This window comes from Neorhizobium sp. LMR1-1-1.1 (genome assembly GCF_040675795.1).
Taxonomy (GTDB): domain Bacteria; phylum Pseudomonadota; class Alphaproteobacteria; order Rhizobiales; family Rhizobiaceae; genus Neorhizobium; species Neorhizobium cellulosilyticum.
This window is the reverse complement of record NZ_JBEGHE010000047.1, coordinates 50769-63161: the sequence shown is the minus strand read 5'-3', so window position 1 is coordinate 63161 and position 12393 is coordinate 50769. Positions and strand designations below refer to the sequence as shown.

Genomic DNA, 12393 nt, shown 5'->3' with positions numbered 1-12393 from the left:
CTTAGCCAAGCCGCGGCAATGGTGGTGAGATTACTAAACCTTCATGCATTGTCGGAAGCATGCATTTCCGCGCCGGCATCAGGCGGATATCGGTTTCGCCTCGATGATCACGAAAGCCTGGGCGTAAGGATATTCATCGGTGATGGTGATGTGGATGACGGGCTCATAGCCAGCAGGGATCAGTTCGGCCAGTCGGTCGCCGGCACCGCCGGTGAGGACCATTGTCGGCTTTCCGCCGGGCAGGTTGACGACACCCATGTCTTTCCAGAACACGCCATTGGCAAGACCGGTGCCCAACGCCTTGGAACAGGCTTCCTTGGCGGCAAAACGCTTGGCGTAGGATTCGGCCCGGTTCTTGCGGCGCTCCGATTTTGCCCGCTCGATCTCTGTAAAACAGCGGTGGGTAAAGCGTTCGCCGAACCGCTCTATAGATTTTTCCACGCGCCTTATGTCTATGAGGTCGCTCCCCATGCCGATAATCATCAAGCTGATCCTGTACCTAAATTGCCGATCCGGTTTCGGCTGACTTGAGGTGTCTTGCCCTCTCCGTCAAGCGGCCGAGGCGACGATCGCGAAAACCGCGCACGGCAAGATAGGTCACGGCATAGAAGAAAAGCGCACAGAGCAGGCCCAGAGGCAGCGAGCCGACAAGCATCGGCTCAAGCACCGGTCCCCAGAGCTGCGAGACGTCAAGATGGGCGAACAGGGCTTCAAGATCGATATGGCGCGAGGTCGGCTCGGCGCCGAGCATGAACTGACCCACTTCCCAGGTCAGCGGCCAGATGATCGGACAGGTCAGGGGATTTGCGAATGTCGTGCCGATTGCGGCAGCGATCATGCTGCCGCCAAGAAGCCAGGCGATCGGGATGGCGAACAGGACGTGAAACCCCAGAAAAGGAGTCCATGCGCTCAGCACGCCGACCGCCACGCCAGCGGCGACGGCATGGGGAGAACCACCGATGCGCATGACCTTGAGGCGATAATAACCGAGCGTACGGCGAAACCCTCTTTTCGGAACGAACATCCCGAAAAGCCTCTGACTGAGTGAAAGAGGAGTACGACGGCGAAAGGGCATTCCAGTTAACCTGTCCAATCGATCCGGACAGGGCCGGCCGTTCTGGCTATATATGATCAAGCGATATTATAGCGGAAACCGAAAATCGTGGCGAATTTGGGGATAAAGATCCGCGCCAAGCTTCAACCAGCGCCAGGAAATCCCGAAGGGTCGCCATAAGGCTTTCACCCTATCCAGCATCTCGTGCCCCGGCTCGCTGGCCAAAGGCACGACGGCGGTCAAGATTTAGAACTGCGACTTGCGGAACATACCGCGGTCGACCTGGCGCATACGGTATTCGAGATCGATCCGATCACGCGATTCATTGAGATAGGCCATTTCGCGATCCTGGGCCGAGGGAACGCGCAGGGCGCGTGCAAACTTGCGTACTGTGTCAAACATCGTCTTATCTTTCGTTCAGTTACTTTGCTGATGCTAAAATACGACTTCCTCGGCTCTTTTACCAACGCCTGGGAAGCGGTGCAGGCTTGCTCCCAATGCATGGCAAGCGCTTTGACGGCCGTCAAATTGACCAAATAACTGGCGACAACGAGCGCGACACGGCAAAAATGTTCAAAAAACAACCGCAGGAGCCGGCAAGCCCCCGCGGTTGGACATATCGTCGCAGCCGGAGGAGCAAATGCCCCTCAGCTCATCTCAGGTCTGACACTCAGAACTCTTCCCAACTGTCGTTCTTGAGTGCCGTGTTGCCGGAGAAGGCACTGGCCAGCTTGCGGCCCAAAGCGCGCGCCGGCGAAGCGGCGGGCGCTTCATCCACCTGCGCAGAGCGCACAGGTTTGGTCGGCAACCTTGCCGAACGTTCTGACGAGGCTCCGGAAAGCCTGAACTGGCCAAGCAAGGTATTGAGCGATGCAACGTCGCGGGCAAGGCCGTGGCTTGCCGCCGTCTGCTCCTCGACCATTGCCGCGTTCTGTTGCGTATCCTGGTCCATCGTGTTGACCGCAGAATTGATCTGCTGGAGGCCCGAGGATTGCTCCTGCGCACTCTCGACGATGGCGACGACGTGCCGGTTAATCTCCTGGACTTCCGCCACGATCGTCTCCAGCGCCTTGCCGGTCTCGCCGACAAGATGCACGCCGTTGCGAACCTGCTCGTTCGAAGTCGTGATCAGCGCCTTGATTTCCTTGGCGGCATTCGCGGACCGCTGGGCCAATTCGCGCACTTCCTGTGCGACAACCGCAAACCCCTTGCCCGCCTCACCTGCACGCGCGGCCTCGACACCGGCGTTCAGCGCCAGAAGATTGGTCTGGAAGGCGATGTCATCGATGACACCGATGATGTTGCCTATTTCGCCAGAGGACTTTTCGATCTCCTCCATTGCTTTGACGGCGTTCTGTACGACATGGCCGGACTTTTCCGCACCCTGACGGGTGCGGGTGACAAGATCACCGGCTTCCTGTGCACGCCTTGCGGCATCCTTCACCGTGGTGGTGATCTCTTCGAGCGCGGCAGCCGTCTGCTCGACAGCTGCGGCCTGCTGTTCGGTACGCTTGGCAAGACCATCGGCGGCCGACTTGATCTCGGACGAGCCTGCTTCAATGCTGTGGGCGTCTCCCGCGACCTGCTCAAGTGCAGCCTCGAGCTTGGCGGCAGAGGAATTGAAGTCGTTGCGGACACCATCGAGCGCCGTGGTGAACCGCGCTTCTATACGATGCGAAACATTGCCATCGGACAGCTGGCTTAGCGCCTCAGCGAGACTGTCGACGGCAAACTTGACGTCGGCGGCTTCACGCGCCCTACCTGCCTCACGCTCGATACGTTCCTTTTCCGAGAGGCTACGATTGTCGTCGGCTTCCTGTTCAAGCCGAATGCGCTCCAGTGCATTGTCGCGGAAGACGGCCACAGCTTCGGCCATCTGGCCTATCTCGTCCTTGCGGTCGAGACCAACGATTTCAGCTTCCGTTTCGCCGACTGCAAGCGAAGCCATACGCTCTCGAAGCCGGGCCATCGGTGCGGTTATGCCCGTCTGAGCGATCATCATGGCGGCACCCATAGCCAACAAGATGCCGACGACCATGCCGCAGATCGCGTAAAGGATCGTTGACGAAACGGACGCCGACATTTGGATGGCACCGTTGTTGAGGATCTCCGTCATGGCAACGTTATTGGCGGCGAACTTCAATGGCAATGCAACGATCACCCCGTCGAGCTTGGCCGAGAAATCGTGAACTCCAGCCGCATCACCGGCAACGTAAGCTTTCAGCAGGCCATCGCCTACCGCTTTCAGATTGTCGACACCGACAAGCAATTCATCGATTGCTTCCTTACGGCTTGGGACGATCGTGGGAATTTTGGTCAGGCGATCACGCGCTGCGGCAAATTCCTGACCAAAGCGCTCAGACAGTTCCTTGAATTTTTCGGACTTGGGATCCTGCACGAGCGCACGCCCCAGCCAGGTGGTTGACGTCCACATGCCGGCAGCAGCGCGCGGGCTCAAGGTCGCTGCGTTGCTTTCGTTCTGCAGGAAGTTGGAATAGGCGCTGTTGGCAGCGCTGAATTTACTTGTAACGTGCAGTAGGCCAGTCAGAGAAATGATCCCAAGGATGGCAATCGCCATCAGAAACTTGGTCTTGATCCGTAGATTTTTGAGCATAGGGAAACCTCGATACGTGCTGGAAAATCCATGCAAGAGGACAGATGAACGAACGAACGCAGGAACCGCCGGACGAAGGCGGCGCGTGTCATACGCGCAAAGAGCGGGGCATATCTCAAATTTCCCGGAACAATGCGTAGGGCGACGGGCTATAATAAACAGTTACGTTTCGATCATCGGAATATTGTTCCGATAAAATATTGCAACATGCGATTGCCGCGCCCCTCCTAATCAACCACGAACATGCGGCTTATCGGCAACGAGACAGCATTGCTCACCAAACGAAAGCGGCCGAGGACTCCATGTCCCCGGCCGCTACCGCTTATTTCGGAGATAGCGGGTTACAGAAACCGCTATCGATCAGACGCTCAGAACTCTTCCCAACTGTCGTTCTTGAGTGCCGCGTTGCCGGAGAAGGCACCGGCCAGCTTGCGGCCCAAAGCGCGCGCCGGCGAAGCGGTGGGCGCTTCGTCAACCTGCGCAGAGCGCACAGGTTTGGTCGGCAACCTTGCCGAACGTTCTGCCGAGGCTCCGGAAAGCCTGAACTGAGCCAGCAAGGCATTGAGCGATGCAACGTCGCGGGCAAGGCCGTGGCTTGCCGCCGTCTGCTCCTCGACCATTGCCGCGTTCTTCTGCGTATCCTGGTCCATCTGGTTGACGGCCGTGTTAATCTGCTGGAGGCCCGAGGATTGCTCCTGCGCACTCTCGACGATGGCGGCGACGTGGCGGTTGATCTCCTGGACCTCCGCCACGATCATCTGCAGCGCCTTGCCGGTCTCGCCAACCAGATGCACGCCGTTCTGGACCTGATGGTTGGACGCGGTGATTAGCGTCTTGATCTCCTTTGCGGCATTTGCGGACCGCTGTGCCAGTTCGCGCACTTCCTGTGCGACAACCGCAAACCCCTTGCCCGCCTCACCTGCACGTGCGGCCTCGACACCAGCGTTCAGCGCCAGAAGATTGGTCTGGAAGGCGATGTCATCGATGACACCGATGATGTTGCCTATTTCGCCGGAGGACTTTTCGATCTCCTCCATTGCCTTGACAGCGCTGTGCACGACTTCACCTGACTTTTCCGCACCCTGACGGGTACGCGTGACAAGCGAGCCTGCCTCGGTGGCGCGACGGGCTGCGTCCTTCACCGTGGTGGTGATCTCTTCCAGAGCGGCAGCCGTTTCTTCGACGGAAGCGGCCTGCTGTTCGGTGCGCTTGGCGAGATCGTCGGCTGCGGAGCGGATTTCCGCCGAACCGGCTTCGATGCTGCGGGCATTGCCTGCAACCTGCTCGAGCGCTTCCTGGAGCTTGGATGCCGAACTGTTGAAGTCGTTGCGCACTCCATCGAGTGTTTCCGTGAAAGGCTGCTCGATGCGATAGGAGACATCACCGTTGGAGAGCTGGCTCAGTGCCTCGGCGAGATTGTCGACTGCATATTTGACGTCGGCGGCTTCGCGGGCCTTCGCTGCTTCGCGTTCGATGCGTTCCTTTTCCGAGAGGCTACGATTGTCGTTAGCCTCCTGTTCGAGACGCTGACGTTCCAGCGCGTTGTCGCGGAAAACAGCGACGGCTTCGGCCATCTGGCCGATCTCGTCCCTGCGGTCGAGACCGTCGACTTCAGCTTCAGTCTCACCGGCGGCCAGGGACGCCATGCGTTCCCGCAAGCGCGCCATCGGCGTGGTGACACCCTTCTGCGCGATCAACATGGAGAAAGCGATGGCAGCGGCAATCCCGATCAACATGCTGACGATCGTGACCAGAATTGCATCGGTAACACGCGCATTGAGCTGGTCCGAACCATTCTTGATCAGGTCCGCCATGGCAGTATTGTTGGCGCCCGACTTTGCCGAGAAGTCGATGGTGGCCTGTTCGAGCTTGACCGTCATGCTGTCGAACAGTGCCTTGTCACCGACGGCATGGGCCTTGATCATTTCCCCGCCGATCTGCCGCATGGCGTCTATGGCGCTCACCAATTCGTCGATTGCGGCCTTTCGGCTGGGAACGATGGCCGGGATCTGCTCCAGACGGCCGCGGGCGCCGCTCAATTCGTTATTGAAGCGGGCAGCGAATTCCGTGAATTTGTCCGACTGTGGATCCTGGCTTACGGTACGGTTCAGCCAGTTGATAGCCGTCCACGCGCCGGCAACACCACGAGGCCCATAGACAGCCGCGGTGCTCTCGTTCTGGAGGAAATTGTAATATGTGCTGTTCGCCTCTTCGAAGCGTAGAGTGACGAAAGCCAGGCCCGCCAGCGAAATGAACGCCAGGATCGCAATCGCCATCAGAAATTTGGTCTTTATTTTTAGGTTCTTGAGCATCGGATACCTCCACAACGCGATGAACTCAGCGCATTGAGCCGGGAACCGGGCTTGGTTCTCGGAGACACTATGCGCAAGTCTATTTGCTGCAGCACCAGCCGCCGCGGGATCCCGCGCTTGGTGCAACAGTGCAGACTCCCGACGAAAGAGCCAACCAAACAGGAGCCGTCCAACCATGTGATCTGGAGGAACGACGCACATCATGCGCGCTTGAGAACAAGGGGGTATCTCGAATGTCCCGGGCAGAGCATAGAACCCGGTCCGATAATAAAATCTTACGTTGTATCGAATTTTATAAAACTCACGGCAAAATGCCGCACCGTCCGTTCAAACGCCTATCACGATACCGGTGGAAGGCGACTTCGGAGAGATTTTGCCCAAAGGAAAGGCCGCAGACGGGTTGCCTGCGGCCTTTCCTGATCTTGGGAATGATCGTCCTCAGGACGAGCCGGACTTAGAACTCTTCCCAGCTTTCGTTCTTGACGGCAGCATTGCCAGAGAAGGCGCCGGCCAGCTTACGGCCAAGGGCGCGTGCCGGCGAGGCCGCGGGCGTTTCATTTGCCTTCACCGCACGAACGGTCGACTGGTAGGTCTGAACCGAAAGCTTGAACTGGGAAAGAAGCGCGTTCAGCGAAGCGGCGTCGCGGGCAAGACCATGGCTTGCTGCGGTCTGCTCTTCGACCATGGCAGCATTCTTCTGCGTGTCCTGGTCCATCGTGTTGACCGCGGTGTTGATCTGCTGCAGGCCTGAAGACTGTTCCTGAGCGCTTTCGACAATCGCGTTGACGTTGCGGTTGATCTCCTGGACTTCGCCGACAATCGTCTGCAGCGCCTTGCCGGTTTCGCCAACGAGATGCACACCGTTCTGGACCTGCTCATTCGACGCGTTGATCAGGGTCTTGATTTCCTTGGCGGCGTTTGCGGAACGCTGGGCCAATTCGCGAACTTCCTGAGCGACGACTGCAAAGCCCTTGCCCGCCTCACCCGCACGCGCGGCTTCAACACCGGCATTGAGTGCCAGAAGGTTGGTCTGGAAGGCAATGTCATCGATGACGCCGATGATGTTGCCGATCTCGCCGGAGGACTTTTCGATCGCTTCCATGGCCTGAACAGCCTTCTGGACGACCTCGCCGGACTTTTCTGCGCCCTGACGGGTGCGGGCAACGAGGTTGCCTGCTTCGGTGGCGCGGCGGGCGGCGTCCTTCACAGTGGTGGTGATCTCTTCCAGAGCGGCTGCGGTTTCCTCGACGGAAGCAGCCTGCTGCTCGGTACGCTTGGCAAGATCGTCGGCAGCCGACTTGATCTCGGCCGAACCGGCCTCAATGCTGCGGGCATTTTCTGCGACCTGTTCCAATGCACCCTGCAGCTTTGCAGCCGAGGCGTTGAAGTCACCGCGGACACCATCAAGCGCTGCGGTAAACGGCTTTTCGATACGGTAGGAGACGTTGCCATCGGAAAGCTGGCTCAGCGCCTGAGCGAGATTGTCGACGGCGAATTTGACGTCGGCAGCTTCGCGGGCCTTGGCGGCTTCGCGCTCGATGCGTTCCTTTTCCGACAGGCTGCGGTTGTCGTCGGCTTCCTGTTCCAGGCGGGTGCGCTCGAGAGCGTTGTGACGGAAGACTTCGACGGCTTCGGCCATCTGGCCGATTTCGTCCTTTCGGTCGAGACCATCGATTGCAGCGCGGGCATCGCCGGCGGCAAGCGACGCCATACGTTCGCGAAGGCGCGCCATCGGAGCTGTGATACCCTTCTGGGCGATCGTCAGTGCCAACACGATAGCAACGGCGATACCGATCAGCATGCCGACAATCGTGAACTTGATGGTGGATGAGACTTCAGCCGACAGCTGATCGCCGCCGTTCTTGATCAGGTCCGCCATGGCGCCGTTGCTGGCACCAAACTTCGGGGACAGTTCAACAATAGCCTTGTCGAGATCCCCCGAAAGAGAGGTGACCTTCGCTTCGTCGCCAGCAACATGAGCCTTCAGCAGATCATCACCGATTGCCTTGAGCTTATCTGCGCCTGCGAGCAATTCGTCCGTTGCGGCCTGGCGGCTCGGCACAAGACCGGGGACCTGTGCCAGACGTGCGCGCGCACCGGTGATTTCCTTGCCGAAGCGCTCGGACAAATCCTTGAACGCAGCGGATTGCGGGTCCTGTGCAAGAGCGCGGCTGAGCCAAGTCGTAGCCGTCCACATGCCTGCGGCACCGCGCGGTACGAAGGTCGCAGCCGTGCTCTCGTTATGCAGGAAATTCGAATAGGATTCATTGGCAGCGCTGAAACGCTGAGTCACAAATAACAGACCGGCAAGCGAAATGACGCCAAGGATGGCGATCGCCATCAAAAACTTGGTCTTGATTTTTAAGTTCTTGAGCATGGGGGGACCTTCTCAGGAAGACTGAAAACACGCATTCGGGGGAGGAGGAAAATGCAGGAACCGTTTTGACGGCGCGCATCATGCGCGTGAAGGATCGACTAAGGCGATCTCTGTGTCCTTGTCGCACCCTAGGGCGAATTTCATAAAAAAATCTTACATTTGCTGCAGTGCATTATAGTTTTCGACAAAGGCGAGAAAACTGCCCTTGCTCTCCGATCATCGGCCTTCATGCCTCCTTAATCATGGGGGGAGAATGCATCAGATTTATATTGCAGCGCACAATGTTACGAAGTTAACAGGGCACCAAGGCGATGATTGCCGCCTCCCGCAGAACGGGCAGATTGATATGAAATCAACGACTATTATCGAAGGAATTTTCCCGTGGATCTTAGCCGCCGCAACCTCATGACATTCGGTGCCGTCGCAGCCGCAACTGCCGTCACCATCAAAAACGCCTCCGCCCAAGCGATCAGCTTCACCCCCTCCCCGATCTATCCCGATCCGGCCATTCAGGTTCTCGACCCGAGCTTTGCGAAATACCGTGTTGCCAGCGCTTCTCTGGAACAGGTTGCCACCGGCGCTCGCTGGCTGGAAGGTCCGGTCTATTTCGGTGACGGCAAGTATCTGCTGGTTAGCGATATTCCGAACAATCGCGTCATGAAGTTCGACGAAACGAACGAGACATGGAGCGTGTTCGACGCCAATTCGAACTATGCCAACGGCCATTGCCGCGACCTGCAGGGCCGCCTTATTGCCTGCGAACACCTGACCCGCCGCGTCACCCGCACGGAGCATGACGGCTCGATCACGGTTCTTGCCGACACCTACAATGGCAAGAAGCTGAATTCGCCGAACGACATCGTCTGCAAGTCGGACGGCTCGCTGTGGTTCACCGATCCGCCATTCGGCATCGGCGGCATGTGGGAAGGCGAAAAGGCAGACCCGGAACTGCCGCATTCTGTCTACCGCATTTCAGCCGAAGGTGAGTTGTCGCTGATCACCGACGAACTGAAGGGCCCGAACGGGATCGCCTTCTCCGAAGACGAGAAGAAGCTTTATATCGTTGAAGGCCGCGCGCAGCCCTACCGTATCGTCTGGGCTTACGACGTCTCGAAGGACGGCAAGACAGTTTCCAACAAGAAGGCGCTGATCACCGCTGACGACAATGGCGGTCTCGACGGCTTCAAGGTCGATGTCGACGGCAACCTTTGGTGCGGCTGGGGCTCGTCCGGTGCTGCCGGCGCAAAGCCGGAAGAGCTGAACGGCGTCAAGGTGTTCAACAAGGAAGGCAAGGCGATCGGCTTCATCAAGCTGCCGGAGCGTTGCCCGAACCTTGTTTTCGGCGGCAAGAAGAAGAACCGCCTCTACATGGCGTCGAGCCACTCGGTCTACGCACTTTATGTCGAGACCCGCGGCGCCGTCTGATCGCTCTCACCAGCATCATTGAATTGAGAAGCGGGCCGGAGCAATCCGGCCCGTTTCCGTTTCACCGGATAGCAAATATCAGCGGAAGCCGTTTTCGGGGTGACAAGCCGGGATTGCGCCAATAGGAAACATTCTCACATTCTGCAGATCATGTATTTTCAGATGATCGACGCCTTTCCCCAGCGGACTTAGGGCGCAGATGAATAAGTCCCCAGGCATTTCAACAGATTGAGGGGAGAACGGTGTGTGCGCCTGATAACCATGGCTTGTTGTGAGCCATCGGACGCCACCAGTGAAGAGGAGGTAGTTGGAGCGGATACCAGACCCGAAACAGGATGAAACCTGATCGGTCCGAGACGCCAACCAAGTGATCTCGATATAGCGATCCGATGTGCGAGCCGCCAATGCGGCCGATCCTGCGGTTTCAAGCTGATATTTCAAACGAGGACAATTTGATGAACACCGGAAACATGATCCGGTCGCTGGCTGTTGCGGCCTGCGTCCTGACGCTTTCTGCCTGTGACGAAAGCAAGACCAGCAATAAAGAACAGAACCAGCCATCCGCCGAGCAGGCCGAAGTGCTGAAATACAACGCCTATGTCGAAGTGGCGAACTCGTTCCAACGCTCCTATGCCAAGGAACTGGCGACCTTCCAGAGCTATGTCCAGCCCGTGCTCGACGGCAAGGACGAGAATGACAACCTGTTCTACTCGACCAACAATCTGGATAGGTTGAAGAACGCCCTTGCCAAGGCCCGTGAGATGAAGCCCGACATGGCCGAGCTCGACGGTTCGGCCGATGCCTATCGCGACGCAGCCGAGAAGGCCGAACCGCTCGATCGGGACATGGGCAATTATATCTCCGCCAAGACCTATCTGAGCGACAAGGGCGCGCATGGTCGCGAGATCCGGCAGGCCTTCATCGCCGCGATGGAAACGCTTGCCGCCGCGCAGGGCAATTTCATCAGCGCCATCGACGCCAAGGACCGCGCCCGGATCAAGACCGAGTTCGAAAGTGCGCAGAAGGATACCCGCGACTATTTCCGCATCGGCATGATCTACCACATCAAGGAAAGCATGGACGCCGCCGACGGCTTTCTGCAGGGCAAGGGGCTGGGCGACAGGAAGGATGCGCTGAAGACCTCGCTCGATCAGTTCAACACGATGGCGACAGGTTATGACGCCAAGGTGCGCGAGAAGAACCATGCCGGATGCTCGTCGATGATGCTCAACGTCAACGCCTATCTTTCCACCGGCCGCCAGATCATCCTGCGGACCGAGAACGGCCGCTATCAGGAAGACAAGAAAGCGCAGTTCCAGATGATGTCGGCGGAACGGCAGGACGCAACGCAGTTGCTGCAGGACTATAACAACGTCATCAACGCGATCAATTTCAACAAGTGCTGAGGTGACGCGGCGTCAGGTGAGCCGCATCTCCCCGTTTGTGAAAAAACATGGCGGGCCGGAGAAATCCGGCCCGTTCGCGTTCATGACGGGGCATTCGCAGGCATAGCGCAGATGCCAAGAATAGCCGTGATATGTTTGAGACATGGACGGTCTACCGTAGAATCGTCACATTGAGCGGTTCCAAGCTTTGCAGCTTGACGATCGCAAGCTGCCAGACCTATGCAAACATGACCTTCAGCCTGCCTTCAGAAATCCCTTTTACCCTTTAAATCCTTTCCCCAACCTTCGGAGCTGCCATGAGCGTGAGTTGGACTGATGCCGCCATTCTTGGACTTGTCCAGGGATTGACCGAATTCCTGCCGGTTTCCTCCAGTGCGCATTTGCGCATTCTCGGCGAATTCCTGCCCTCTGGCACCGATCCTGGCGCGGCATTCACGGCCATCACCCAGCTCGGCACGGAGACTGCGGTTCTCGTCTACTTCTGGAAAGACATCGTCAATATCGCCACCGCCTGGCTACGTCAGGTGTTCAGGATCGGCGATTACGACAGGGACGCGGCCCGAATGGGCTGGCTCATCATCATCGGCTCGCTGCCGATCATCATCCTGGGGCTTGGCTTCAAGGACCAGATCGAACACGGCTTGCGCAACATGTATATCACCGCCGTGATGCTGATCGTCTTCGGTCTTATCCTGGGCTGGGCTGACCGCATCGGCAAGAAGAAATATGCGCTTAGGCAGCTGATCTGGCGCGACGGCATCATCTTCGGTTTTGCCCAGGCGATGGCGCTGATCCCCGGCGTCTCCCGCTCCGGCGGAACGATCACTGCCGGCCTTCTCCTTGGCTACACGCGCGAGGCCGCGGCGCGTTATTCCTTCCTGCTCGCTGTTCCTGCCGTATTCGGCTCGGGCTTCTACCAGCTCCTGAAGACGATGGGGGAAGACACGGCGGTCGCGGCCGGTCCGACCGCGCTTGCAACGCTGATCGCCTTCGTCGTCGGTTACGGCGTCATCGTCTGGTTCCTGAAACTCGTATCGACCAAGAGCTACATGCCGTTTGTCTGGTATCGCGTGGTGATCGGCGTGGCGCTGCTTGGCTTGCTCGGCTTCGGCTATGTCAGCCCGATCTGAGCCTGGAGATCCGGCCGTCGAACAGAAAAGCTGTTCCGATCAAACGAAAAACAAAACCCGCCGACGCTGTCGGCG

8 protein-coding genes and 1 pseudogene are annotated in these 12393 nt (G+C 58.2%); 3 read left to right on the top strand and 6 right to left on the bottom strand.

From position 1 onward, the window contains the following. Positions 1 to 78: 78 nt before the first annotated feature. The 6 genes and pseudogenes from acpS to MRBLMR1_RS23485 form a co-directional block, all read right to left on the bottom strand. Entirely contained in the window at positions 79 to 483 is a 405-nt protein-coding gene (acpS, locus tag MRBLMR1_RS23510) for a holo-ACP synthase (protein ID WP_148145465.1), read from the bottom strand. A gap of 16 nt (positions 484 to 499) precedes the next feature. Continuing rightward, the gene (locus tag MRBLMR1_RS23505; RefSeq protein WP_183685012.1) at positions 500 to 1024 is read right to left on the bottom strand and encodes a DUF2062 domain-containing protein; all 525 of its coding nucleotides are present in this window, start codon (positions 1022 to 1024) and stop codon (positions 500 to 502) included. Positions 1025 to 1300: 276 nt separating this feature from the next. After that, entirely contained in the window at positions 1301 to 1456 is a 156-nt protein-coding gene (locus MRBLMR1_RS23500; protein ID WP_148145467.1) for a DUF3563 family protein, read from the bottom strand. A 268-nt stretch (positions 1457 to 1724) separates the two neighbouring features. Then, the gene (locus tag MRBLMR1_RS23495) at positions 1725 to 3668 is read right to left on the bottom strand and encodes a methyl-accepting chemotaxis protein (protein WP_500066558.1); all 1944 of its coding nucleotides are present in this window, start codon (positions 3666 to 3668) and stop codon (positions 1725 to 1727) included. Positions 3669 to 4036: 368 nt separating this feature from the next. Continuing rightward, on the bottom strand, positions 4037 to 5980 hold the full coding sequence (locus tag MRBLMR1_RS23490) for a methyl-accepting chemotaxis protein (RefSeq protein WP_148145469.1): 1944 nt from the start codon (positions 5978 to 5980) through the stop codon (positions 4037 to 4039). Between the two features lie 454 nt (positions 5981 to 6434). Further along, a pseudogene (locus tag MRBLMR1_RS23485) lies at positions 6435 to 7691 on the bottom strand (methyl-accepting chemotaxis protein); the annotation flags it as partial. 1047 nt (positions 7692 to 8738) lie between these two features. Here MRBLMR1_RS23485 and MRBLMR1_RS23480 point away from each other — a divergent pair. The 3 genes from MRBLMR1_RS23480 (at position 8739) to MRBLMR1_RS23470 (ending at position 12318) form a co-directional block, all read left to right on the top strand. After that, the gene (locus MRBLMR1_RS23480) at positions 8739 to 9782 is read left to right on the top strand and encodes an SMP-30/gluconolactonase/LRE family protein (protein WP_500066556.1); all 1044 of its coding nucleotides are present in this window, start codon (positions 8739 to 8741) and stop codon (positions 9780 to 9782) included. A 455-nt stretch (positions 9783 to 10237) separates the two neighbouring features. Further along, positions 10238 to 11188: a DUF3829 domain-containing protein gene (locus MRBLMR1_RS23475; protein ID WP_500066554.1), complete on the top strand. Its 951-nt coding sequence runs from the start codon at positions 10238 to 10240 to the stop codon at positions 11186 to 11188. A gap of 296 nt (positions 11189 to 11484) precedes the next feature. Beyond that, a complete protein-coding gene (locus tag MRBLMR1_RS23470) occupies positions 11485 to 12318 on the top strand; it encodes an undecaprenyl-diphosphate phosphatase (protein WP_500066552.1) in 834 nt (277 codons plus the stop codon). The last annotated feature ends 75 nt before the right edge of the window (positions 12319 to 12393 follow it).